Annotated in this window: 27 protein-coding genes and 2 pseudogenes; 11 read left to right on the forward strand and 18 right to left on the reverse strand. The window is 39.5% G+C overall.

The genetic code is table 11. From position 1 onward, the window contains the following. Window positions 1-339: 339 nt before the first annotated feature. A complete protein-coding gene (map, locus tag MHI53_RS12155) occupies window positions 340-1,086 on the reverse strand; it encodes a type I methionyl aminopeptidase (protein ID WP_340373593.1) in 747 nt (248 codons plus the stop codon). 209 nt (window positions 1,087-1,295) lie between these two features. After that, entirely contained in the window at window positions 1,296-1,916 is a 621-nt protein-coding gene (gene cdaS, locus MHI53_RS12160; RefSeq protein ID WP_340373594.1) for a sporulation-specific diadenylate cyclase CdaS, read from the reverse strand. 279 nt (window positions 1,917-2,195) lie between these two features. Here cdaS and MHI53_RS12165 point away from each other — a divergent pair, with 279 nt between their 5' ends. Further along, a complete protein-coding gene (locus MHI53_RS12165) occupies window positions 2,196-2,516 on the forward strand; it encodes a 2Fe-2S iron-sulfur cluster-binding protein (protein WP_340373595.1) in 321 nt (106 codons plus the stop codon). 70 nt (window positions 2,517-2,586) lie between these two features. On the opposite strand, the gene MHI53_RS12170 is transcribed toward MHI53_RS12165, so the two are convergent. After that, complete coding sequence (locus tag MHI53_RS12170; RefSeq protein WP_340373596.1) at window positions 2,587-2,964, reverse strand: VOC family protein; 378 nt, start codon at window positions 2,962-2,964, stop codon at window positions 2,587-2,589. A gap of 232 nt (window positions 2,965-3,196) precedes the next feature. Here MHI53_RS12170 and MHI53_RS12175 point away from each other — a divergent pair, with 232 nt between their 5' ends. From MHI53_RS12175 to MHI53_RS12195, 5 genes are all read left to right on the forward strand, one after another. Further along, window positions 3,197-3,664: a DinB family protein gene (locus MHI53_RS12175; RefSeq protein WP_061142856.1), complete on the forward strand. Its 468-nt coding sequence runs from the start codon at window positions 3,197-3,199 to the stop codon at window positions 3,662-3,664. Window positions 3,665-3,741: 77 nt separating this feature from the next. Further along, a complete protein-coding gene (locus MHI53_RS12180) occupies window positions 3,742-4,155 on the forward strand; it encodes a VOC family protein (protein WP_061142857.1) in 414 nt (137 codons plus the stop codon). A gap of 186 nt (window positions 4,156-4,341) precedes the next feature. Then, window positions 4,342-4,842, forward strand: coding sequence for a VOC family protein (locus MHI53_RS12185; protein ID WP_340373597.1), 501 nt, complete (start codon window positions 4,342-4,344; stop codon window positions 4,840-4,842). Window positions 4,843-4,954: 112 nt separating this feature from the next. Further along, window positions 4,955-5,257: a monooxygenase gene (locus MHI53_RS12190; protein WP_340373598.1), complete on the forward strand. Its 303-nt coding sequence runs from the start codon at window positions 4,955-4,957 to the stop codon at window positions 5,255-5,257. Window positions 5,258-5,492: 235 nt separating this feature from the next. Continuing rightward, complete coding sequence (locus MHI53_RS12195; protein WP_340373599.1) at window positions 5,493-6,044, forward strand: DUF402 domain-containing protein; 552 nt, start codon at window positions 5,493-5,495, stop codon at window positions 6,042-6,044. A 66-nt stretch (window positions 6,045-6,110) separates the two neighbouring features. Here the strand turns inward: MHI53_RS12195 and MHI53_RS12200 are convergent, their stop codons facing one another. Beyond that, window positions 6,111-6,758: a lysozyme family protein gene (locus MHI53_RS12200; RefSeq protein ID WP_340373600.1), complete on the reverse strand. Its 648-nt coding sequence runs from the start codon at window positions 6,756-6,758 to the stop codon at window positions 6,111-6,113. Between the two features lie 223 nt (window positions 6,759-6,981). Here MHI53_RS12200 and MHI53_RS12205 point away from each other — a divergent pair, with 223 nt between their 5' ends. Next, on the forward strand, window positions 6,982-7,137 hold the full coding sequence (locus MHI53_RS12205) for a DUF4021 domain-containing protein (RefSeq protein ID WP_100530237.1): 156 nt from the start codon (window positions 6,982-6,984) through the stop codon (window positions 7,135-7,137). 249 nt (window positions 7,138-7,386) lie between these two features. Here MHI53_RS12205 and MHI53_RS12210 read toward each other — a convergent pair whose 3' ends face one another. The 5 genes and pseudogenes from MHI53_RS12210 to MHI53_RS12230 all read right to left on the reverse strand — a co-directional run bounded on the left by MHI53_RS12210 (window position 7,387) and on the right by MHI53_RS12230 (window position 10,948). Then, complete coding sequence (locus MHI53_RS12210; protein WP_061142862.1) at window positions 7,387-7,884, reverse strand: GNAT family N-acetyltransferase; 498 nt, start codon at window positions 7,882-7,884, stop codon at window positions 7,387-7,389. 406 nt (window positions 7,885-8,290) lie between these two features. Further along, window positions 8,291-8,686 carry a cupin domain-containing protein gene (locus MHI53_RS12215; protein ID WP_340373601.1) on the reverse strand — a complete coding sequence of 132 codons (396 nt, stop codon included), beginning with the start codon at window positions 8,684-8,686 and terminating at the stop codon, window positions 8,291-8,293. Between the two features lie 112 nt (window positions 8,687-8,798). Further along, the gene (locus MHI53_RS12220; RefSeq protein WP_340373602.1) at window positions 8,799-9,545 is read right to left on the reverse strand and encodes an SDR family oxidoreductase; all 747 of its coding nucleotides are present in this window, start codon (window positions 9,543-9,545) and stop codon (window positions 8,799-8,801) included. A 38-nt stretch (window positions 9,546-9,583) separates the two neighbouring features. Continuing rightward, window positions 9,584-9,840: pseudogene (locus MHI53_RS12225) on the reverse strand (carboxymuconolactone decarboxylase family protein). 514 nt (window positions 9,841-10,354) lie between these two features. Beyond that, the gene (locus MHI53_RS12230) at window positions 10,355-10,948 is read right to left on the reverse strand and encodes a hypothetical protein (RefSeq protein ID WP_061142865.1); all 594 of its coding nucleotides are present in this window, start codon (window positions 10,946-10,948) and stop codon (window positions 10,355-10,357) included. Window positions 10,949-11,119: 171 nt separating this feature from the next. Between MHI53_RS12230 and MHI53_RS12235 the strand changes: the two genes are divergently transcribed. Further along, the gene (locus MHI53_RS12235) at window positions 11,120-12,238 is read left to right on the forward strand and encodes an FAD-dependent oxidoreductase (RefSeq protein WP_061142866.1); all 1,119 of its coding nucleotides are present in this window, start codon (window positions 11,120-11,122) and stop codon (window positions 12,236-12,238) included. A gap of 480 nt (window positions 12,239-12,718) precedes the next feature. Here the strand turns inward: MHI53_RS12235 and MHI53_RS12240 are convergent, their stop codons facing one another. Then, complete coding sequence (locus MHI53_RS12240) at window positions 12,719-13,960, reverse strand: 2,3-bisphosphoglycerate-independent phosphoglycerate mutase (protein WP_061142867.1); 1,242 nt, start codon at window positions 13,958-13,960, stop codon at window positions 12,719-12,721. An 18-nt stretch (window positions 13,961-13,978) separates the two neighbouring features. Continuing rightward, a complete protein-coding gene (locus MHI53_RS12245) occupies window positions 13,979-15,388 on the reverse strand; it encodes a DASS family sodium-coupled anion symporter (RefSeq protein WP_061142868.1) in 1,410 nt (469 codons plus the stop codon). 366 nt (window positions 15,389-15,754) lie between these two features. On the opposite strand from MHI53_RS12245, the gene MHI53_RS12250 reads away from it, so the two are divergent. Both MHI53_RS12250 and MHI53_RS12255 read left to right on the forward strand, forming a co-directional pair. Next, window positions 15,755-16,645: a LysR family transcriptional regulator gene (locus MHI53_RS12250; RefSeq protein ID WP_340373603.1), complete on the forward strand. Its 891-nt coding sequence runs from the start codon at window positions 15,755-15,757 to the stop codon at window positions 16,643-16,645. Between the two features lie 417 nt (window positions 16,646-17,062). Continuing rightward, a complete protein-coding gene (locus MHI53_RS12255) occupies window positions 17,063-17,266 on the forward strand; it encodes a hypothetical protein (RefSeq protein ID WP_185113098.1) in 204 nt (67 codons plus the stop codon). Between the two features lie 128 nt (window positions 17,267-17,394). On the opposite strand, the gene glaH is transcribed toward MHI53_RS12255, so the two are convergent. The 4 genes from glaH to MHI53_RS12275 all read right to left on the reverse strand — a co-directional run bounded on the left by glaH (window position 17,395) and on the right by MHI53_RS12275 (window position 20,938). Beyond that, window positions 17,395-18,333, reverse strand: a complete 939-nt coding sequence (gene glaH, locus MHI53_RS12260; RefSeq protein WP_061142870.1) for a glutarate dioxygenase GlaH — start codon at window positions 18,331-18,333, stop codon at window positions 17,395-17,397. Window positions 18,334-18,662: 329 nt separating this feature from the next. After that, window positions 18,663-19,004, reverse strand: coding sequence for a DUF3870 domain-containing protein (locus tag MHI53_RS12265; protein WP_061142871.1), 342 nt, complete (start codon window positions 19,002-19,004; stop codon window positions 18,663-18,665). Window positions 19,005-19,031: 27 nt separating this feature from the next. Beyond that, the gene (lhgO, locus tag MHI53_RS12270; protein WP_340373604.1) at window positions 19,032-20,249 is read right to left on the reverse strand and encodes an L-2-hydroxyglutarate oxidase; all 1,218 of its coding nucleotides are present in this window, start codon (window positions 20,247-20,249) and stop codon (window positions 19,032-19,034) included. 17 nt (window positions 20,250-20,266) lie between these two features. Further along, window positions 20,267-20,938, reverse strand: coding sequence for a GntR family transcriptional regulator (locus MHI53_RS12275; RefSeq protein ID WP_340373605.1), 672 nt, complete (start codon window positions 20,936-20,938; stop codon window positions 20,267-20,269). A gap of 247 nt (window positions 20,939-21,185) precedes the next feature. Here MHI53_RS12275 and MHI53_RS12280 point away from each other — a divergent pair. Further along, window positions 21,186-22,119 (forward strand): annotated as a pseudogene (locus MHI53_RS12280) (IS1595 family transposase); the annotation flags it as partial. Window positions 22,120-22,442: 323 nt separating this feature from the next. Here the strand turns inward: MHI53_RS12280 and MHI53_RS12285 are convergent. The 3 genes from MHI53_RS12285 to MHI53_RS12295 all read right to left on the reverse strand — a co-directional run bounded on the left by MHI53_RS12285 (window position 22,443) and on the right by MHI53_RS12295 (window position 25,042). Then, a complete protein-coding gene (locus MHI53_RS12285) occupies window positions 22,443-22,625 on the reverse strand; it encodes a hypothetical protein (RefSeq protein ID WP_340373606.1) in 183 nt (60 codons plus the stop codon). A 600-nt stretch (window positions 22,626-23,225) separates the two neighbouring features. Next, window positions 23,226-24,188, reverse strand: a complete 963-nt coding sequence (locus MHI53_RS12290; protein ID WP_340373607.1) for a Gfo/Idh/MocA family oxidoreductase — start codon at window positions 24,186-24,188, stop codon at window positions 23,226-23,228. Continuing rightward, the gene (locus MHI53_RS12295; RefSeq protein WP_340373608.1) at window positions 24,188-25,042 is read right to left on the reverse strand and encodes a sugar phosphate isomerase/epimerase family protein; all 855 of its coding nucleotides are present in this window, start codon (window positions 25,040-25,042) and stop codon (window positions 24,188-24,190) included. The genes MHI53_RS12290 and MHI53_RS12295 overlap by 1 nt, the downstream gene beginning before the upstream one ends. Window positions 25,043-25,095: the final 53 nt, after the last annotated feature.

Consider the following 25,095-nt stretch of genomic DNA (forward strand, 5'->3'; position numbering starts at 1 on the left):
TATCCTGTGCTGCCACATAATAGTAAAGTTTTTAATGCTTAACTGCCTTGTACTATTATTCATGCTTCATTACATGGTGGGAGATGGGATATTTGATCTATTCTGACGAGGTTTTTAGTGGAATAATATGTAAAAAAGAAGAAGGAAGCAAAAATGCTTTGGGCATCGAGATTTCTTAATGCCCGTTTTCATAAGATCAAAATCCATCCATACCTTCTGGGATAAACCGGATGGAAGGTCATTACCGTTAAGCTCTTCAAGGATGGTTTGTGCCGCCTTCTCGAGAAATTCCACGCAAAAGAAAAACGGACCCGTAAGTTGGGTCCGTTTTTTATTAATTTACTGTTCAGTCAAGATGATCGGTTCATCTTTTGTGATGACGAGTGTATGTTCATATTGGGCGGATAGCTTTCCATCCGCGGTTCTCGCCGTCCAGCCGTCCTGGTCCATTTTCATATGCCAAGTTCCAGCATTCAGCATAGGCTCGATCGTGATGACCATGCCTTCTTTTAGTCGGGCCCCTTTACCAGGTTTACCATAGTGCAGGACGGTTGGGTCTTCGTGCATCGTTTTACCGATTCCATGCCCTGTGAAATCGCGGACAACGGAAAAATTTTCACCCTCGGCATATGATTGGATTGCATGCCCGATATCTCCCAGTCGATTTCCTGCCCGTGCAACTTCCATGCCTTTATATAAAGCATTCTTGGTTACATCCATCAAGCGCTGTGCTTCTTCTGATACCTCGCCGACAGCATATGTCCAAGCGGAATCCGCCAAACCTCCGTTCAGGTTCACAACCATATCAATCGTTACGATGTCACCCTCTTTCAGCGCTTTTTTTTGCGGGAAACCGTGGCATATTACATCATTCACCGATGCGCATGTTGCGTATTTATATCCGTTATAGCCCTTTTGCTCCGGCGTTGCCCCATGTTCTGCAAGGTACTTGTCAACAAATTCCTCGATTTCCCAAGTTGTGATGCCTGGTTTGATCATTTTAGCAATTTCTCTATGCGTCGCAGCAAGAAGTTTGCCAGCTTCATGCATTAATTGTATTTCTCGATCACTTTTAATAGTTATCATCTCAAAATCCTCTTTCGTTTTGTATCTTATCTGATTGAATCTCCTTATTTATCATATGCCTTTTTTTATATAAAAAGCAACCAAAAACCCGGTGAAATTGACCGGGTTAACAATTTCATTTCATATCTCCCACATAAGAGCGGCAATCGAAAATCGGAACGCAAGTATCTTTGAACTTCCATTAATGTGTGATACGGGAAGGGGATTTTCTAATGTAGCCCATGATTATTTATGGGATATATATTTCCATTTAACGCAAAGGATACTCGTCCTGTTTCCTCCGATACAACCAACACAAGGGCGTCGCTTCGTTCAGTCAATCCTAGGGCAGCCCTGTGGCGTGTTCCCAGTTTTTTGCCTTCTGTTGATCTGGCTGAAAGCGGAAGAACATTTGCGGCGGAAGCGATTTGGTTATGACTGACCAGCACTGCACCATCATGAAGCGGATTTCCAGGGAAAAAAATGGACTCCAATAAAGAGTGTGTTAATTCCGCTCCAATGGCAATACCCGGTTGAATGTATGTTTCCAGTGCATCCTGCCGCTCAATCACAATCAACCCACCATGTCTGCGATTGGATAGATTTTGGACGCAAAGTGTTAATTCCGGATATTTGTCCGTGAAAGGAGATAAATAGCAATTTAAATAAAAAGTGGCAGCTTTCATATCAATGGAGACAAATTTTTCCTTGATTTTTTCAAAGCTCCCAAGCAGACATTCGTTTTCATTCCCCATGGCCTCCAGGTTATTCTCTAATGCCGCTATCACTTGGCGGATATCCTCTTTCAATATTTGTTTCATGGGTGAAAAATCGCAATTTCCATCCTTCACAGCTAGACCCCTCCCTACTAGTATGCCTCTCTTTGCAACTGGATTATATCCTGATCAGTTAATGTGTAATCGATAGGTAGTATGTAATTAATGTTTGTCTTCGAGCTGCCGATTTATTCATCCAATGATAGGCTGCCAGTCACAAGCATCTTCCCCCTGCCTTCGTTTTACCGCCATTCGGAATGGACTCCACATTTTTTTTTTGGCATTTGGGAAAGGTAAGGAAATAAATATGGAAGAGACCATGGGTGAAATCTTAAAATAATGGGTGGGATTGAAATGCCTTATGTAACGGTTTATGACCGAGGAACGTTTGAAGTTGAAATGGGTAAGAAGTTAGTTTTGGCATTGGAAGATAACGGGGTTAATATTCTCCATCGATGTGGCGGAAAGGCCAAGTGCACGACATGCAGAGTGGAGATATTGGCAGGTGATTTTGCTGAAGTAACAAATGAAGAAAAAAAATCCTTTGAGGAAAAAGGAATCGAGGATCAGCTTCGGCTATCCTGTCAAATATACGTGAATGGAGACATCGCCATCCATCCGATCATGACGGTTGAAAACTCGGGGCTTGCCGCGGGACCAAGGCCTGCAGAGTGAGAACGATAATTTTGTAAATCAAAACGACTAGAAATGGAATTTCTAGTCGTTTTGAAGATTCATCTTAGAATCACTTTTTTTCCATGATTGCAAAGTAATTATCTTCATTATCGGCAAAATTGAATACTTTACCTGTAGGCATCGTAACCATGTCTCCGACTTTGATATTCTTATCTGAAAATTCTTTATATAAGGCATCAAGATTTTCCGCGAAAAACATCAACGAAGGAGTATGAAGGTTCAATTCAGGCTGCATTTTAGCGATCAATTCCTTATTGTGCAGGATAATGCTCGTTTGCGCTTCTGTTGTAGGTGCCATTTCAATCCATCTCAAAGTTCCGTTATCCTCGTCTGAAATTACCTTAAAACCCATTTTTCCCGTCCAAAACTTCATGCATTCATCCTGGTTATTTACATATAGCATAATTTGGCCTACTTTATTGATCATATGCTTCACTCCATTTCCTGCGTTTTTATGGCTTGCAGCGTCTTTTAGAGTTTGAATGATCTAACTCCTTTTTGATTATACCAAATATTAGGTCAATTATCTGCGAGTTTCTACTTTCCCAACTAAACTTTAAGAAATCTTCAGAAACTATTTTTTATCGGTAGAATTTGCAGGATTTTTCAATTATGCACAGAACATCTATACAGACTAATTTGCTAGGGAGTGTGAATGGATGGTACTTTCGAAAGACGGTTTATTTGAGATATTGGAAGGTAACAGAAGATTGACGATGCGGGTGGTGGAAGCTTTTCCTAAAGAGGAGCTATTCCACTATACACCTGCTGATAAGCTTCGTCCCTTCGCAGAGATGATTAAAGAAATCATGAACATCGAGAGTGCCTATATTCGGGGAATTGCTCTTCATGAATGGGAATTTCAAGATTCGTTTGCAGCCATTTCAACAAAAGAGGCCCTGATATCCGCCTGCGAAGCCGTAAGGGAGAATACACGGAGACTTTGGCAGGAAGTGACCGATGAAACACTTGAGGTAGTGGAAAAGGATCCATTCTTTGGCCCCGCTCAAAGCCATTTTGCGAGAATCCAATATGGGTTGGAGAATGAAATCCATCATAGAGGACAAGGGTTTATTTATCTTAGGATACTAGGGATGGAACCGCCTGAATTTTTCGTCAGGGATTAAGACGAATGTAAAACCATTTGAGAACAAACTGCCTGATTACGCTATCCATAAGTAGGAAAAATAAAGGAGTGGGACAAATGTCAGTTGATGCATACCTTAATTTTAATGGAAATTGTCGTGAAGCGGTAAAGTTTTATGCCGAGGTCTTTGGAACGGAAGCAACGAACTTCATGACCTTTGGGGAAACCCCGCCGAACCCTGAATTTAAACTTCCAGAGGAAGCGAAAAATTTAGTCATGCATGCAAGAATGAATATTGGCGGCAGCAATATCATGTTTTCCGATGTTTTCCCTGGTATGCCTTTTATTGAAGGAAACAACATCAGCCTCGCATTCGTTACGGATAATCTGGATGAAATCGAATCAATCTTCCATAACTTAAAAGAAGGCGGCACGGTCCGTATGGAGCTTCAAGAAACCTTTTGGAGTAAGTTATACGGTCAAGTAACGGACAAGTTCGGAATCAACTGGCAAGTCAACGTCGGCAGCTGATAACGGCATTACGTTAATGGCATTTCCCTGCGGATATGGGGGCTATTCCTTTCGTGGAAAGCATCTCCATATCCTCTTTGTGCTTTCAACTTCTGTACGGACGATGCCAGGTTCGATCGCCGAAGTCCCTTGATGATAATATACAGTAAAGGTCCATGTAAACATGAAAACGAAAGGGAGAAAATGATGAAAAACAAACTTCAAAAAATCACAACAAATCTATGGTTCGATACACAGGCAGAGGAGGCCGCGAGATTTTATACGTCCATCTTTGAAAATTCGAAGATTGGCAGGATCACACACTATGGCAATGTAGGTCGGGAAATCCATGGAATGTCAGAGGGAAAAGTGATGACGGTCGAATTTGAATTGGAAGGACAGGCATTCATTGCATTGAATGGCGGGCCGCATTTCAAATTCACAGAGGCGATATCCTTCATCATTCATTGCGAATCTCAAGAAGATGTCGATTATTATTGGGAAAATCTTTCACAAGGCGGAGATGAAAAAGCGCAAGCTTGCGGCTGGCTGAAAGATCAATTCGGAGTATCTTGGCAGATAATTCCTGAAAATATTACGGATATGATTAACAACACGGATCCTGAAAGATCGGCAAGAGTCATGACAGCACTGTATCAAATGAAGAAAATTGATATAAATGCATTAAAGCGGGCCTATAACGGATAAGATTTATTTAGATAAGTTCATAAGTGAGTTTATTGAAAAAGAGCTTTCACTAGACCATAATCAAATAGCGGAATCCTATTTAACAACTATAAAAAAACAAAAAAGTATGACCATGGCATACGTATTACAAGTCGATTTTAAAATGAATGGACCATTCGGAAATGAAATGGCTGAGGCGTTTTCTGATATAGCGAGAAGCATCAATGAAGAAGAGGGCTTCATATGGAAAATCTGGACAGAAAGTCCCGAAACAAATGAAGCAGGCGGAATCTACACTTTTGAAACGAAAGAAACGGCTGAAACATATCTGCTCATGCACACTAATAGATTAGCTGGCTTTGGAATTACAAACGTCAACGCAAAAATCTTTGCCATTAATTCAAAGCTTACTGAGCTCAATAAAGGTTCCGTATAATCATTGATTTTAAAAAACAGAATGAATCATGAACTAAGCCCCCTTACATGCCCTTATAAAGGAGATCTAACAATTTACGTACTGTCTCCTTTTTTTCTTTTAGTAACGAAGATACTTTACCCCATTAGGATAGCCTCCTTCCTTTACCTGAATACCCTCCAAATAGAAACGAAACCTGTTCAGGGCTACACTGAAATACATAATCAAAATCGCATGATAAGGAGGAAGATGAAAAATGGTCCATATAAGTGCATTTACGATTCAACGTCGTGACGAAATGATAGAAAGAAAAATCCGCTACGACTCTTTAATCGTGGATCATCCTTGCATCTGTTTAGCGGCAGATGAAGATGAAGTTGTGCTTTTTCACGAAGTCAACGATTCTTTCACGATGAACACCCCGGAAACCGAATTAACGATCTCGAAAGGAAGCTATACGATTGCTTATTATTGGCGGCATCGCCCCTATAATTTGTACATTTGGAGAAACAAGCAAGGACAATATGTCGGTTCATATTTCAATATGGTGAAAAACACTTCCATTCTGGACAAGTTGGTAACTTTTGAAGACCTGATCATTGATATATTGGTCCTTCCGGATGGCGATCACTTTATCTTGGATGAAGACGAGCTCCCCGTCCCATTGGATGTGTTCGAAAATGGGTCAGTCCAACAAGCTTTGACCAATTTATTGGATTCAATGGATGATCTGCTTGCTCAAACCGTGTTACAATCAGGGCATTTCTATAAACATGAAGACCTCCTTTCCTTATTACGTCAGAGATAAAAAAACCTGCCAGAAATTTGGCAGGCAAGTCAATTGTAAACAGGTGAATCTATTGCAAGGATATCCTTACTCACTGTCCGCTTGAGCTGAAATACTGTCTGCCAGCTCTTCAATGTTCTTGGTCACTTTTTCGCTGTACGTATAATCACCGTAGCAATACGGATAGCGGAAATTGTCCTTGTCCCCGCCGCAATCATAGAGCGCAGGGTCCTTTTCCACTTGAATCATGGAGAATTGCTTGGCTAGCTCTTCCGTATGCTTCCCCCCTTTTTTTGCTATGTAATCAATATAACCAATTCCCATGTTATAGGCTTGAATGATCGTGTCAAAATCAACGTTCTTTTCATTGCCATATTCATTGATCCTTCTGAAATGCTTCACGCCATACTTTATGCTTTCGTTTGGGTCTGTAATGGTATTGGGGTCCAGTCCGGCAGATTCAGATGACTGCATGGGATCACCGCCGCGCCCTCGGCTTTCTTGCTGCATCAAGGCAATCAATGTTGAAGTATGTTCTTCAAGCCCGTATTTTTTCAACTCATCTTGGATAATGGGACTATATTTCTTTACATTCGCAAAAGAATCCAGAGGGGGTATCGATGTGGATACATTTCCGTTAAATGGGTTTTGCATGACCTGCTTCATGACCAAAAAGGCCAAAACCAAGCTCAGTATAACTAACAACTTCTTTGATTTCTTACGTTTTTTCTTCACATGCTCTCTCCGTAATCTCTAGGTTATATATTTATAGTTTAACAAAAAGTTAAAGTAATAACTATTTAGAATAGCATTTTAATTGCTCAAACTAAAAATGCCGGCTATTTAGATGAATCGCCAACTAATGAAAACTTTGCCCATCTAACCGGGAACTCGCTTTTTGCCATGAAGGTATATTTATATTGACATGGAGAAACACTAGTGATTGGAGGTGATATGTTTGGGTAAGAATAATGATCAACAAGAAAAGAATGATGATAAAAAGAAAAAAATCACGAACGACTTTGGGGCCGACCCAGATGAACAGGAAATGAATGGTCTGTATGGTATGCTGGAAACCGAATATGAAGATCGTCTTCACGACAAAGAAAAGTAACCTTTCCATGCTAATTTATCGAGCGCCTGCTATTGCGTTTTTAGGCGTTCACCTGAATTGAACTTCATGATTTCGCTTCATTAGGTCCGTATGCAGGTAACCTATTTCGGGACATGGAAGCGAAAAGGTTTATATGAAAAGCCCTCCTGAAATGAAAAAGATTCAGGAGGGTTTCGTATTACTCGATTGAGTGATTGGATCAGTATCTACCTATCCTCTTTTGCATCCGTTGGTTTGCTAACAATGGTTTTAAAGAAACAAAACCATATGATCTTCATCAAAATATGCCTGATCTAATTTCAATGCTCTCTTTTCTCTACCAAACAGCTCAAAACCAAAATAAGAATACAGTTTTTTGGCTGATTCATTAGTTGTTACCACAGTTAAATAAACCTGCTCAATTCCTTCCAAATCGTTTGCCTTCTTAATTGCTTCTACCATCAAGCTCTTTCCAATTCCCCTACCACGGTTTTCAGGTGAAACGTACATGGCAAAGATATGGGCTTTATGTTTTAGTTTACGTTTATTTTCTCTGACCAAAGTAACAGCACCGACAAGTTTTCCCTGTTCAAATGCACCAAAGGTAAAAGATACATCCGATTGCAAGCGACTCTTATATGTTTCTATTGAATTCTCTTTTTCCTCCTCATAGCTTGAACCGAATGATTCAGCATTCTTTCGTAAACCTTCCAATCTTACATTTCGATAATTTTCAGCATCTAATGGTTTCAAAAGTCTTATATCCATTGTTTCCTCCTAATGAAACGAAAAGTAATCCCCTTTATTTTACAACAAAATCAAGAATGTTTTTTTTAACTATTGACGTTAAACATGAAAAAGACAGGAATATTATTAAATAAGTGCCTGTACATACAGTTATGACAACATGCAAAAGAACATCCCATTTTCGGAGGATGATGCTAGAAGAGCTTCGTTTGACTTCATTCAGCACTTCTCCCTCCGATTGTTGAAAAGAATTACTGTAATATGCCTAGAGGAAATCCTTAGTACTCCTCCCACCTTCTGAATTTTTCGCTAAACGATGAAAGTTCCACCGCATGGAAAAGGTAAAAAAGCCACCCAAAGGATGGCATCACACAGCAACCATAATAAAAGAATAACGCATCGAATTTAGTCATTCGATGCGTTAGTTTTATAAATTGTGATACGTTTCATCATCAACGGCTTCTAACCAGACCGTTTCACCAGGGGTCATGGCTAAGTGGACGAACCAACTGTCTTTTGTCGCACCATGCCAATGTTTGACATTCGGAGGGATATTCACCACATCACCGGTTTTAAGGAATTGGGCCGGCTTCCCTTCTTCTTGATACCAACCCTCTCCGCTGGTAATCAGCAATACTTGTCCAACATTGTGGGAGTGCCAGTTATTGCGTGCTCCAGGTGAAAAGGTTACATTACCGATAGAAGTATTGAGTGGCTTCGGATCGGTAAACACCATATGTAAGTAGGCATCACCGATAAAGTTTTTTTCAACTTTTTGTCCCAATGGAAAAATTGCGCTATTGTTTAGTTGTTCATTTTTCATTAAATGTTTCCTCCTTTTTTGTTGAAAGACGACATATGGCAAACCATATATGGACGGCGCTTACTGCCCATGTTAAAAACCTCCAAAACAGGATCCGAACAATTATATATGATTAGCCCATTTGTACAGTTGGCCGGATTATCATTTCATTTATGGCTACATCAGAAGGCTGCTCAATGGCAAAGGCAATGGTGCGGGCGATGATTTCCGCATCAATTGCCGTTTTGTAAAATTCATCCAACCCCGCTTTCATCTCCGGATCTGTAGTAGTCGTTAGCAATTCGCTGCTAACAGCCCCTGGAGATACATTTGTAACACGGAGATTGGTACCGCTCATTGCCTCTTCTTGTCGTAAGCCTTCAGAAATGGCTCTTACTGCATGTTTGGTGCCGCAATATACCGTTCCCCCTGGGTAGACGTTGTGTCCCGCTACCGAAGAAAGATTAATGATATGCCCTGATTTACGTTCCCTCATGGATGGGAGTACGGCAGCAATGGCATACAAAACCCCTTTAATATTGACGTCAATCATTTTATCCCATTCATCAACTTTTTTATTGAAAAGAAATGCTTGTGGCATGACACCTGCATTATTGACTAAAACATCGATTTTACCATACTCTTTTAGCGCATACTCAGCCAGCTCTTCCATTTGTTCATGGGAAGTAACATCCGTCACCTTATAAATGGCTTGTCCGCCACTCTTCAGTATCTCTTCATGTAATGCCTTAAGTCGGTCTTCACGACGTGCAGCAAGTACCAGCTTGGCACCCTTGGATGTTAGGTCCTTTGCAGTAGCTTCGCCAATTCCACTAGAAGCACCCGTAATGATTACAACTTTATCTTGAATAGTAGACATGTTAAAATGACATCCTTTCTTAATGAACCTATATTTTCTTATTTCTCTTTTGAAAACGATTCTTTTGCAACCGTAATCGCTGACATCGCTTTTGGCCAACCAGCATAGAAAGCAAGGTGGGTCATGACTTCTACCAATTCTTCTTCTGCAAGGCCATTTTCTTTTGCCTTGTTTAAATGAAATCCGTATTTCCACCAACTATTAATGAAGATACGGTAATGAAACTGCGATCACGTGGAGAAAGCTCCTTACGCTCCCATACTTCTCCAAATAACACTTCATCGTTTAATTGCACAAGTTTTGGGGCGAATCCCCGCTCATTTTTTGTGCAGGAGTGATTTGTTTTGAAGTTGACATTTCATATCCCTTCTTTCACTGTTTACTTTTCTATTATGCCGAAGCTAATTGATTTGGTGTTGGGTTTAAAAGCACATAAATGCGATATGGCGCATTTGTGTATAATATAATAGATAAAATGGATGTCTGCAATAATCAAAAACATGAGTTTCATGCAATTTGGCACATGTTCATTAAAGTTGTGCCATACCTTTAAAAAAAGTTAATGAATTTTCCAGTCCCAGCAAGCTGAATGCCACTGAAAGACCAAGGAAGTTTTGCGAATATATCATTGGGGAATTTTTATGGCAGAGCAGATATACAAAAGGGGGAAAATCATAGTGGAAATGTTTTTATGAGAAATGTACCAGGAACATGAATATTTTATTCCCGTCTATTGGTTGTTTTCCAATTCCTTATTACTGTCTCGAAAAATTAAAATAACGCCATCCAAAGGATAGCGTTACTTGCACTTATATTTCTTCTTCGACTGTTTGAACAAGGATAAAAAGAAAATGATAAATTAAATGAAAAGCATCTTCTAATGATAGGTCTTCTCGAAACCCTTTGACGTTATTCAAGGCAAAGTTGACATCCCAAAGGCCGTCACCCGGGTTAAACATTAAACTGAATGAACCAATGTCTTCTTGAAGCTCCTTTTTTAAATACGTTTTTAAGACATCACCCATTTTTTTCTGAAGTTTCAACCCGAACATCGCATTATAGGTACCGAATACATCATCTACCTCGATAGAAAGGGCCTCAACTCCGATAAGTTCGAACCATTCCGATTCAAAATAAAGGAATTCATCTTTATTTTTTTTAAAGTAGTCAATCGGCTGGGCCAAGAATGAAGCATTCTCGATGGCAATCAATTCTTCACTCTCTTTATTACTGCGTTCGATATAAGCATCGACAAAACGTGATGTATTTTCCTTTACCACTATAGTGCTATCTTCCGTAATTAATTTATGCTTTTCCGAATACTCCTTTTCTTCATTAAATAGCTCCACCTTGTTATTGGTGATGGATTTTGATATGTATGCTTCCATTCGTTTTCTTAACATATGATGTCCTCCTCGTATCTTTTCAAGCTTATGCAATTTCCATCATAGCATATCCACAGCTTAGAAAATAACTTTGTGAAACAAATTACAATACTAATGTGGAAATCGTACCAAGGCTTCGTTATAGTAATGGTACAGCAGGTATACAAATAGAGAAATGAGATGTTGAACATGCAAAAAATCATTGTCGTAGGAGCAGGGATCCTCGGAGCCTCCACTGCCTATCAGCTTGCTAAAGCGGGGGCTGAAGTGATCATCATTGATCGTCAGGATGATGGACAGGCAACCTCCGCCGCTGCAGGAATCGTATGTCCTTGGATATCGCAAAGACGTAACAAGGCTTGGTACCACCTTGCTAAAAATGGAGCGGCTTTTTATCCTGGACTGATTGATGAACTGAAACGGGATGGGGAAACCGAGACTGGTTATGCCCAAGTCGGAGCCGTCAGTTTACATACGGAAGAAGGAAAACTGATGGCGATGAAGGAGAGAGCCGAAAAACGGAAAGAAGACGCTCCGGAGATGGGCACGATCACCCTACTATCCCCTTTGGAAACAAAGGAGTTATTCCCACCTCTTTCCAGTGAATATGCTGCTGTTCATGTAAGTGGGGCCGCTCGGGTGGATGGTAGGGCACTTCGCGATTCTTTACTGCGTTCATCGCAAAAAAACGGCGCTAAGTTAATGTATGGTGAGGCCATTCTTTCATATGAAGATTCACAGGTCAATGGTGTAACCTTCGAAGGCAAATTCATATCTGCTGATCAAGTGATCGTTTGTGCGGGGGCATGGGCATCGGGCTTGCTTAAGCCTCTTGGTGTGAACTTTAAAGTCAGCTTTCAGAAGGCCCAAATCATCCATCTTGATTCGCCGATTGAGGGAACCGATAACTGGCCGGTTGTCATGCCTCCTAGTGATCAATATCTCCTCGCATTCGATCATAATAAAATCGTTGCCGGCGCTACCCATGAAAATACGGAAGTGTTCGACAACCGAGTGACCGCCGGAGGTTTGCAGGAGGTTTTCAATAAAGCAATGAATACCGCTCCTGGTTTGGCAGATAGTTCGTTCGTCGAAGCAAGGGTCGGCTTTCGTCCTTTCACGCCAGGGTTCCTGCCAGTTATCGGCCCGCTGCCTGATTGGCAAGGGATAATCATAGCGAATGGCCTGGGAGCTTCCGGTTTAACGATGGGTCCTTATATTGGCTCACAACTTGCAAACCTTGCACTTGATAGGGATTTGGATATCGATCTGGATATGTATGATGTAAGAGGTGCTTTGGAAAAATAGGTTCACCTTTGTTTGATAGGCGTCAAAAAAAAGATCAATGCTGCTCTACCCTTTAGGGCATCAGCATTGATCTTTATCCAATTGGGGATGGAAAAATCTATGGGAGTGCAAAATGAAACTATTGGTTGAATCTTATTAATAGATTTTCATTTTGTCCTGAGATGTCAATATCCCAGGTTCCATGAACAGAATCATATTTCAATAAATGAGCGACGGTTCTGCCGGATAAATGGAATTGATTGCTATTAAATTAAAGGTATTATTTGGATCAGACAAAATTTATCTAACCAATATACGTCCTATTCTTTGTATCACTAATACCTAATTTTCTTTCCATCGTGCCCCCTCCTTTTCTTTTTTGATCTCTTTTTCTATCCAGAAAATAAATTATTGATCTACCCCTAATCTAAAAGCCTTTTTATAAACCATTTCCAGTAAATCATTAGTAATTCTCTGCATTTCAAAAACCTCTTTTATATCCTAATTACCTTGTTTTTTTACAACTCCTATTAATCCATGCAGTGTTCTTATAAATTCATTCCCGGTTAAATGCCCTAATCCCCCATGGGCGCAATCCAGTTCACTATATTGCATGATACGATCTCTCCGAATTCCAGGGCCATGAATGAGGATCGGAACGGGTTCACCTGTATGCTCTCCGACTTCACAAGGCGTAGAATGGTCAGCAGCCAAAGCCAAATAGACATTTTCAGGTAAATCCTGGACAATAAGCCCGACCATCTGATCGAAAAGTTCAATTGCTTTTGCTTTTTCAAATGGTTCATTATCATGGCCTTTAACATCAGGCGCCTTAATATGGACGTAGACCATATCTTGTTTTGCAATCTCTTCAAGAGCTAGTCGCGCTTTTAATTCTACATTTGTGTCTATATTTCCTGTCATACTGCTATCGGTAATCGGCTTAAAGCCGGCTAGTTGGGCAACACCTAATACCGTACTTTCTCCTGCAATACAGCTTCCTTTAACTTTTAGTTGTTGAACAATTGGTTCCAGCTTCACCATTTTTCCAGCTCCCCTTGTCAAAATAAAGTTAGCGGGTAACTTCCCCTCAGCATTGCGCTTCATATTAATTGGGTGGGATGATAATATGGCATGGGACTTCTTAAGAAGCATATTTAAAATAGTTGCTGTTCTTGCAGCTTCCTTCGATGCGTCCATAGGTTCTACCTGATGATAAGGTTTACCGTCGTGCGGGGCTTTAGGATCGGAGTCACTAATTTTATCGCTTAATCCATTTCCACGCAGGATTAACACAGCTCGATGTTCCGTAGCTGGTTTAAAAAAGACTTCTATCCCATCTTCAATCTCTATTCCATTAATAGCTTCAGCAATTTCGTCGGTTTTCTCGCGAATTCTCCCTGCACGTCGATCGACAACAATTCCGTTCTCATCGACCGTGGCAAAATTACACCGAAATACAATATCTCCAGGCTCGACTTGCATACCGATGCCTATAGCCTCAATAGGTCCTCGTCCAGGATAATGATGAGGCTGATAACCGAATAAAATTAAATGTCCCATATCCGTTCCTACGGGAATGCCGGAACTAATTGGATTCATCATACCCGTTATCCCTTCAGAAGCTAGGCGATCTAGATTCGGTGTTTGAGCGTATTCCAATGGAGTTTTATATTCTAATAAAGGATGGGGGCGATCCCCTAATCCATCAGCAATTGCCATGATAACTTTTCTTTTCAACATAATGCTTTCCTCCTAATGTTATAACCCCAGCACGTTAAACCAAGTAAAATATAATAGACTGATAACGGAAGCGCCAATAAAGCAAGTAACAACCGCATACTTCATTTGATCCAAGACAGAAAAGTATCCTGTTGAAAAATAAATCGTATTAACTTTCGAATGTGGCGGAAGCGTGATTGTATAGGTCATAGTCATGGCAGCAGCTAGTGCAAGAGGTACAGGATCCATACCCAATGTTTTAGCCAAAGCGATGAAGGCTGGGATCAAAATCGTAACTCTCACAGTTTTACTCGTAAAGATGAGATGGCTGTACATACTTAGGAAAATGACAACTACAGCTACCATCGTATGACTCATTTGGTCTATCCCTAAACCATCAACTAACTTACTGATTAGCCATACTGCTCCTCCAGAATCGTCCAATGCATTTCCTGCAGCATAGGCACCTGCAGCGAAAATCATGAGTTCCCATTTGATGTTCGCATCTTTCCATTCAAGCATTCCGACTTTTGGAAGCAAGCAAAGGAGTGCTGCAATAACCGCAGTCTGTGCGGTGCTGATTTCAAAACCGAACCAACCTTCTTGATAGTCTCCCGTAGCCCACAAGAATACAGTAAGGAGGAATATGATCGTTGCTTTCTTCTCAGCTAAGGAGAAAGAACCTAAATTCTTCAGTTCATCCTGGAGCGTACCCATTACATTTTCAAAGTTACCTTCTTCTTTTATTGAGAATAATTTTAACCCTATCGCAAAGGTGATTGCCATCGTGATGATAGAGGCAGGCATAGAGGCAAAAAGCCAATCCATATAACCGATGTCACCGCCGGCTTGCTCGTTAATGAAACCGACTGCAATGATGTTACCAGCAGTAGCCGTCATGACGCCCGAAGTAGCAAGAGCATCCGCTTGGAGACCTTGAAGCATCATAACTTTCCCAAGTGGACTTTTCCCTGGGATTGCTCGATAAACTTCCAGCAAAATCAAGCAAATCGGCATCATAAGTGTAGCTCGTGCTGTCGTGGACGGAACGAAAAACGCCAACACAAAATTGATAACGACTAAAACAATCAAAGTTCTTTTCGGTGTTTTACCAAATTTCGTGACCATCCATAATGAGAATCTTCTTCCTAAATTTGACTTCATCATTGCAGAAGTGAGGACAAACGCGGAAACCATTAACCAAATAACGTCAAACCCTAATGTTCCAAAAGCCACTTTTTGATCTTCAACGGCTCCGATTAATGGAAGCATCAGGATTGCAATGAGCGATGTTAGGTATATCGGAATTGGAGTAGTTACCCAAAGGACCAAAGCAGCAACGAATACGGCTATTGATTTTTGTGCTGCAGGTTCCATTCCTTCTGGCGTAGGCATGAATATCAATAATAAAAAAGCTACAATAGCGATGGGAATTCCCCATTTTTTCATTCCTCAATCCCGCCTTTCTTCATAAATGGTGAGTAAGTGACATCCCTTTCATCTTTTTTTTTAATCATCTTGGATTCTCCTTGTATTATTGATGTATTCGCTTTCATTATATTGAATCTAAAACTATGAAACAATTTGATTTTTTTTCAATAATCATAAAGAAATGTTATAGTTAACCGTAATCTTAAAATACTTCCTTCCTTGTAAGTGGTGTAATTGAGTATTAATTAACACCCCTGTACATAAAAAAACTAATCTTTTTTTATTTTCTCCGTTCATTTATTTTCACGTAAAACGATTAAACAATTTGATATAATTTTATAAATAATAAGAAAACGCCATAGTTGAGGGGAAGGATCATGAAATATGAACTTAATGAAGCTGCAAACCTTTATCACACTATCTGATTGTTTAAACTTTACCCTGGCGGCGGAGCAACTTTATTGTTCACAACCGGCTGTAAGTATGCAAATTCAAAGTCTTGAGAGGGATTTAGGGTTTCCCCTTTTTGACCGTATCGGAAAAAAGCTATTCTTAACTAAACAAGGTGAGCATTTCAAACCATATGCGGAACAAATGATTAATCTATTTCATTCATCCAAAGAGCATATTAAGCAACTAGACAACTTAGCTTCTGGAACATTATCCTTTGGAGCAAGCAATTTTGTTGGAGTGTACCTTCTTCCCGCTATCCTCAGTGACTTCAACAAAAAATTCCCTGGCATCAAGATTAACATGAATATTACATCCTCAAGTCACTTGATTCATATGCTGGAGTCCAAAAAAGTAGAGGTTTTGGTTCTCTCTGATCGAATACCAATCGATGAAAACCGTTTTCAATTCAAAAATTTTCATCAAGATGAGCTTGTTTTAATCGTCAATAACCAACATCGGCTTGCTCAAAAAGATATGTGTACTTTAAAGGATTTGATCGATGAAACATTGGTTTTGAAACCTAATAAATCTGCTACCCGAAATTTTTTGGATGGGGAATTTAAAGAATATGGATTCCGTTTTCCAAAGTATATGGAGATAAGTAACCTGGAAGCAATCAAACAAAGCGTAATTCACGGTCTTGGCGTATCGATCGTCTCTAATTTTTCCATTAAACAGGAAATTAAAAGCGGATTATTAGTTGAGGTTCCCATAGAGGGAGTAAAATTTCTAAGGGGAATTAGGTACATTTATCATCGAGGCTCACATCTTTCACCGGCTACAAAGCAATTTCTCTCTCTGCTGGATCAAAAGTCCGTTTAAATCATCTGTTGATGTTCAATCACCATGACGTCATTTAGGGTGTGAATACAGAATGTGGGATATTATCCGCACACAATGTTAGTCTTGTGTTTTTACTAGATTTAAATGTTCAAAAACTAGTCGTTTATGGTGATTTATCCATAACTAAAGAATTATATGTTTTTTTAATTATTGTTCAACAATAAAGCCATTTTCTTGAATAGTAGCATTAACTGGGTTTGGATATATAAGTTAAAATCCAGGGGGAATTGTGAAGAATTGCACTAAATGTTACCTAGTCTTATTGGAAGAAGAAAAAGAAAAAGCACGACCAAATGTAAACATATTTTTACATTTGGTCGTGATCTTTTATAATCGATGTAAGGATATCTTTACTTTCCAATTGGAGAGTTATTAATAAAAAGAAGTTTAATACTTATGCAACGTTATTTGATGATTGTGCTTTATGTTGTACTTCTTGGCAATGGAGCTGCTTTACTAATTTTATATGCAATGGGTGTTCGTTTTATTGAAATTGGTATGTTGATTGTATGTATGATGGAATCATATAGGTTAATTGGATTCGGAGCTCTTGTAACCAAGCGATTAATAGAAAGATATTCATCTATGTTATTAAACTAAAGGCCGCTTTAATAACGTAACTAAAGCTTAATTTCTCGGTGTTAAATGCGAGAAATTAAGCTTTTCTTACCGTTGTAAAGATGTTACTCTCTTAGCGAGGGAAAAATCTATGGGAGTGCAAAATGAAACTATTGGTTGAATCTGCCGCGCTGGCGCAATAATTCACGATTCAAGTTCGGATCCTTTTCGAAAGCGGCACGGCCGTGAAGCCAAAAAATATTATTGACGACAACTAAATCTCCAACAGGAAGCCCCAATTCCATTACGCTTTCATCGCTTTCCAAGGAATGAGATAAATCCCGTAAGTATTTGGCCTGTTCGATTGATTCAGGATAAACGAATTGATCGATAAAGCAAACGCCTGGTTGGTTATTGTGATTAAAGAAAGTCAATCTTTCAATTTCCTGTTCAATGTTTTTACTCTTTGGAGCTTTGTACGTAAATTTATGACTCGAAATGGGATGATTGACGTAATGATCAAGTTCTTTCCAATCATCCAGATGCAATAGGCGTGATTCTCCACCGCGGGCATTCTCTTCGACCATCTTCATCATCAATAGCCAGTCCGTCGGCTCATCCACAAACGTTCCGTCCGTATGAAGCGTGAATAAACGATAGGCTTGGCGCAGGTATGAATCACTGCTATCCGTATCTTGAACACTAAATCGCGCATAATACTTACCTGACATGGCATCATGGTTTGGTGTTCCAAGCAAGTAAGAAATGGCTGTGGCAAACAATACATATTCATCGGTATTTTCAGTGACCCCATTTAGGCCGAGGGTGAACCCTCCAGAATCCCGATCATGAACGATACTGCGAAGAACTTCTCCAAATTCCGATCCCACTTGATCCAATAAATACGATGCAACGATGAGGCGAGCGTATGGCGTATATTCCAAATGTTGAACAGTCTGATTATCCTTCAATACGGCTTCGAGAAAACCGGCAATGGATTCTTTGGAGATTTCGATGTGATACAAACGATTGGTTTGCGGGTGAACCTTCACCTCATAGTTTTCTGTTTTCATTTCAAACTTAGCCCGTTTTTTTTCTGCAATGTTCATGAATAATTCCTCCTGTTATTAAGATAGGTAACAAAGTCAACGGGAAATATAAAAAGCCAGCCGCACATTATTACCCCCAGTAAATAGGAAGTACATGTACAACTGGCTTATATTCACTTCACTGCTCTATGGGAATAGAGTCACAGCGAATATGCAGTTTATGTAAGATTTATTTTTCCTGTTTCCAATGATTAAGAACTTTACACGATTCTGAAATGGTGTGTTTCAAAAGGTGTGAATGTCAAAATATTGGCTTAACTCCATTAAAGCTTTTTTGCTAACCTTTGTCAACGGTTTTTGCAAATTATTCTGAAAAATAAGAACGATTACTAGCTTGATAGTTTCGTATGATCGTCCGCTTTAATTTGTTGAAAATGGTTATCCAAGTCCTTTAATGCAGCCACCAAAGCATTCGCTGCTTTGCCCCGGTAATAGGTTTGAATTGAATCTATCGCCTCATCGACACCATCCTTTAAACTGGTCCCCTTTAATAATTCCCCGATAAACGCCCGTCCATGCTCAGTTGCCAATGTACACGATGCTTCGAGGACAACCCCATATTTAACATCGACTTCTGCCGTGATGGTCAACGTTTCAAAAACACTTTTTGCTGCCATCCCTTGAGGTAAACGTGCATGACCTGCAATGAATATTGTTTTGCCATTAAACATGAGGCATCTTCCTCTCCATAAAGGTTTTTATTTTGTGAATATCGCTTCCATTAAATGCGATTGTTCCGGAATACGGTTAACAACCTCTTTTCCAATTTCAATCGAGGCCGTGGCGGCTGGTGAAGGGGCATTGCACACATGAACGGTACGTTTTCCCATGATGATGTGAAAGTCATCGACCATATTACCGTCATCCTGTAACGCTTGAGCCCTAACTCCAGCGGGCGCCGGGATTAAATCGTCCTCTTGAATTTCGGGTATCAATTCCTGCAGGCTTTTCGTGAACTGCTTTTTACTGAAAGAACGGATATATTCATCCATCCCTTCCTTCATGAATTTACTGGCCAATTTCCAAAACCCTTTATAACGTAAAACTTCACTTAAATCTTTTGCATTGAAGTCGGTTTTTTTGTATCCTTCCCGTTTAAAACTTAGCACGGCATTAGGCCCTGCATCCACTTCCCCGCTGATCATCCGCGTAAAATGCACGCCTAAAAAAGGGAATTTAGGATTAGGAACAGGATAAATCAAGTGCTTGACGAGATAGCGTTTTTCGGGTTTCAGTTTAAAATATTCGCCGCGGAAGGGAACGATTTTCATATCGGTTTTATACCCCGCTGCTGCAGCTATTCGATCACTGTGCAAGCCTGCGCAATTTATGACCATCCTTGCCTTAATCGTTTTATTGCTCGTTTCGATGATGACCTCATCAATTTTCTCGGCAATCTTCTCCACCTTTGTATTCAGCATGATCTCACCCCCATTATCCCGGATGATATCCGCCATTTTTTCACTGACTTGACGATAATTGACGATGCCTGCCCGAGGCACACGAATCGCACCAAGCCCATGAACATGCGGTTCGATTTCCTTTAACTCACCAACATCGATTTTTTGTATCGCCAGGTCATTTTGCAAACCGCGGGTGTATAAATCATCTAGGAGCGGCATTTCTTCTTGCTTCGTTGCAACAATCACCTTACCGCAAATATCATGTTCAATGCCGTACTTTTTACAGAATTCCGTCATGGAGCGGCTTCCTTGGCGGGCAAACCGTGCCTTGAAACTGCCAGGTTTATAATAAATCCCAGAATGGATGACACCGCTATTATGTCCTGTTTGATGGTCAGCAACAACTGCCTCTTTTTCAATGATCACCACTTTGGCATGTGGAAACCGCTGATACAGGGCCATACCTGTAGATAGACCTACAATCCCTCCGCCAACAATTGCAAAATCATACACATTGAACACTCCTTTTATCAATGATTTTTAGTATTCAGCAGCTCCATATAAGTGATAAGATTATTCTTTGTCCGCAAAATGTGATATTCTACCGCTGCCCGCAGCTCTGCAGGATCGCCCCTTCGTGCCGCTTCATAGATCATCCTGTGCTCCCGTTGCGTTTGCGGATAATAATCAATCAGCAAATTAGGGGCAATGGGTGATATTCCTAACGTTTCGACCATCTTTTGAACCCTTGGCCAAGGGCAGCCTTTTCGGAGCGTTTCATGAAACGCCGCATTTAGATGAATGTAATGCTCATTGGTTACATCCGATAATTGCAGTCCTTCCATTTCAATCAATATCCCTTTTACTTTCTCCATATCCTCCTCAGTTAAAAAGGGCAGCGATTTCTCGACGGCCAGACCTTCAAGCAGTGACCGGGTATGGTAGATTTCTTCAATATCTTCCCGGGTTATGGGTGTGACGATAGCACCTTTATGCGGAACCATCTCGACCAACCCTTCCATTTGCAGCTGTGTCAAGGCTTCACGGATGGGCATTCGGCTTACTTCCAAACGATCAGCCCATTCCTCTTGGATAAGGCGATCGCCCTTTTTCAACGTGCCATTCAAAATCGCCTTCCTAAGGCTGTTCGTTACATGTTTAACGATTGTTGATTTATCTTTATTGGAATGGATCTTATCCAATTCAGCTTCCACCTTTCAAGTATTGGATACAATTTTAACTATATCAACTAAATAAAGCGATTACAATACGTGAATTCAATATAATTGTATCCAATCTTAATGGGTGTTACCCTTTAACGTCAATAGTTAATCAATATTCCAATTGATAGATTCACAATCATAGCTCTCAATTCTCCATGATTGCTTTCTTTTTGGCTATTTTAAAGTTCTTGGTTGATTTTGAATAAATCGTAGTCATTTGTGGTATCAACAAGGAGGTTTAATAGGTGAATTAAGAAGAGAAAATTTTCTCACGGCTTTCATTGCCGTCATTGTGGAAGTATATCAGTTGTTCGCTATGGAAAGCGACTGGTCGCCAACGTTATAAGTGCAAAGATTGTCTTAAAATGAGCTGTGATTTAACAAATTCACCTATGTATCGTTCAAAAAAGGCAGACAAATGGATTGCGTTTATTGAACGTATGTTGAAGGGACTATCTCTTCGTAATGCCGAAATAGTTGGTATCACTCACGTAACTGCTTTTTACTGGAGACATAAAGTGTTGTCTGCTCTTGCGAAAGAAAGTGTAGGTGAATTTGAAGGAATAGTAGAGGTAGATGAAACCTATTTCTTAGAGAGTCATAAAGGTCGAAAGACTATCCAAACTCGCAAATCAAGAAAACGTGGTGGTTCAGCGTCAAAAAGAGGTATCTCCAATGAGCAAGTCTGTGTATTGGTCGCAAGAGACCGAAATAAAACAACTCTTTCAAAGGGTGTCGGTTCAGGCAGAATTCTAACCGAACAAATCGAGATAACCCTTACACCCCATTTCCAAAGTGATACGGTGCTTATTTCTGATGCTCATCATTCATATAAATCTTATTCGGCTAAAAACGATTTGGAACACATTATTATAAATGGCAGTAAGAAAGAATATGTTAAGAAAGGAATCTACCATCTTAACAATATTAATAATTACCACTCCAGATTAAAGAAATGGATAAGTCGATTTAATGGCGTTTCTACGAAGTATTTACAGCTCTATTTAGTCTGGTTTCAGTTCCTCGACATTAGGAAAATGGAAAGTGATTTAAGCAAGAAAAAGCTGATACTTATTTTATCAAGTGTTCTCGGAACTTGGGAAACCGCAGATACATTAAGACTTAGAAGCATCCTTTCTAAAATTACAAAGTATCTCTAATAGGAAATCACAAATATTCATCAATGGTTTACATAATAAATGAACTTGGAAATGTATCTCCAAGCTCATTTATTTTATTGTCCATTTTTTTCTAAAGCACCGTTACTTGAATAAGGTTTACTCTAATATCAACGTTACATTTTCGTTTTCAAGGGTAATTTCTTCAATCAAGTCAAATATTGTAGGACCTTTGTTCATTTTGCATCCTTTATTTCTTCGATTACTTTTTCTTCATTACTTTGATGGCAATTTTTCAAATTCTCATTTAGTTTAACTATCGTTTCACTGTACCCCAAATCTACTTTAGATTTAGCAGAATTCCTTCAAATAATAGTAAATTGTTCTTCGGTTTCTATATCTCCGAAACCTCCAAACAAAATATCATTAAAAGCATCTAGATTTCCGCGCCACTTATATTTTCCAGAGAGGACTATATCTGAAAACTCCTTACAAAACCCCTTAAAGTTAGAAAATTTATCTCCATCGATAATAAAAACTTTGTTCATAATAGCACCTCTCATACATTGTTTTTTTCTTATTTCATCATTTCACTAACCTGTCCCGTTAGTTTATGTAGAAATTTTTACAATCTCATATTGATTTTAACATAAATGCCCAATCTCAAGCTTTTATATTGTCTATTTTATTAATCAACCTTTACCTTTAACACAGCCTTCTTTATCTCCTTTAATGCTTGATTTTCCTACTATTAAAGAGTTTGTTTGTCCATGAGGCTGTGGATAATGACTCTAATACACACTTTTTGAAACTGACCAATGGGAACGTCAGAAATCTCATAGGTTTGTGCAGCGTAATCTCTTACATAACCAATTAAATATACTCGGATCGTTGTAGGCCTGTGAAAAGAGGATTAGTTCGTATGAAATTTCGCTAACCATAAGAAACACCATCCTTTCCATGATATTACAGAAAGGATGGTGTTTCTTATGGCAATGATTTTCCCTTAAGTAGCCTTCATTAGAATAATTGGGTATGGTGCAAAAAAGCACTCGTTTGAATCATGGATACAGGTATAAAGACATATACCCATCAAGCTAACCCAACGAAATCTTAGCATCGACTTTTAACAATGACATCTTTTCTCCTTATAAATGAATAACATCTTTCGTTTCATACGATTCATTTGCTGCAAGGGTAACCCCTAACGTCTCAAGTCCATTTTTGTAATCAGAAAGGATTAAACTTATATCTTTGGTACGAACCGCCTCAATAAAGGCATTATCCTGTTCTTCATAAAAATCGACTTTCGAATGATACGTTATGGTACGATCTTCTTCTACAATCGTTAAATCAGTTCCATCAATGGACAAACGGAAATTATCTCCCAGTAGTTCTACTCCCATCCGATGATCGGGTTGAATAAAGGAACTATCAATATGCCCAACTGCTCCTGATTCCAGTGAAAAGTTAACAGAAGATACATCTGGAATATCAATATTAGCAATACCTTCTGAGGAAAGAAGATTCATGTTAGCATGAACTGTCTTAATATCACCAGCTAAATAGCGAATCATATCAACAATATGTGTGGATTGTTCAACGAGTTGCCCTCCTGATTTTTTCATTTCTCTATACCATGAGGTACTTACAAAGGAAGTGAGATAATGACCGCGAGCCATTGAAACTTTTTTATCACGTAAATAGTCCTTGGCTATGCCTACCGTATCAAGGTACCTTAAGCAGTAGCCAGTAGCACATATTATACCTGAATCTTTAATCCGTTCATATTTGCTGAGGACACTTTTCATATCGAGACCTACCGGCTTTTCCACCATCAAATGGATACCTTTTTCCGCAGCTATTTCTTCCAAATCTCCATGTGCGAATGGTGGTACACAAATAAATAGTGCATCAATTTCTTCACTATCTATCATTTTTTCAGCATCTGTATAATATCTAGTCCCATATTGTTTACCAACACGTACCGCTCTTTCCTCATCAATGTCACAAACGGCAACGAGATCTGCTTTGTTGCTGTTGGCAATATTCTTTAGATGAAGTGAAGCAACTCCTCCTACTCCAACACAACCTATTTTTACCTTCTCCATCATCTCGCCCCCATATCTTCCATCCTTTTCTTACCTAACTGTATAATCCTATCAATATGCCTAGCCGTATCTATTGCCAAAGATGAAGGATCAATTAAATGAGGGCTCAATTCCGATGTAATCGTGTCCTCATAACCAATCTCACTTAAAGCTTGATAAACAGCTTTCCAATTAACATCACCTGCCAATAAAGGAACAAATCCATTAATGTTTCCAACGGCCGTACAGAAATCTTTGACATGCACTTTCTTAATTCGTTTTTCTAAAATCCGAATCCATTGTTCAGGATAACCAAATTGCAGCACGTTACCAACATCGAAATATGCTCCAACATAATCAGAATCCAACTCATCAATGTAGCGTGCCATCTCAAGTGGAGATAATAAAAATTTGTTCCAGACATTTTCAATGCCAATATGCACACGATTCTTTTCTGCAAAAGGTAAGATTTTCTTTAATTCTTCCTGGGAGCGTTTATAGCATTCATCATATGTGGTAGTTTCACTAACTATGCCAGGGACCACAAGGATTGTATCTGCCTCCAATGCGACTGCTAATTCAATTAGTTTCTCCACAATCTTTCTTCCCTCTCCCCGTATAGTTTCACTTGGATCGGAGAGTGGCGATTCCCATAATAATGATGTGGAAATACTTTTCAGCTTCAAATTGTATGATGAAGCAAGCTTCACAATCTTTTTTGCCTCTTTGGTTGTTGTATTCATACTTAGCCCAACGTCACTTTCTGAATTCAAATTCAGTTCGACTGTATCAAACCCTGCCTTCCAACTGTATTCAAACACCTTCTCAAGGGGAGTTCCTGATGGATAGCACCACTGATTAATCCCTTTTAACATAAAAAATCCACTCCTTCTAATGAAGCATTCCACCTTCAAAGTCATTATGACTC

Origin of the sequence: Peribacillus sp. FSL E2-0218, assembly GCF_037992945.1 — a bacterium.
Lineage (GTDB): Bacteria > Bacillota > Bacilli > Bacillales > DSM-1321 > Peribacillus > Peribacillus simplex_B.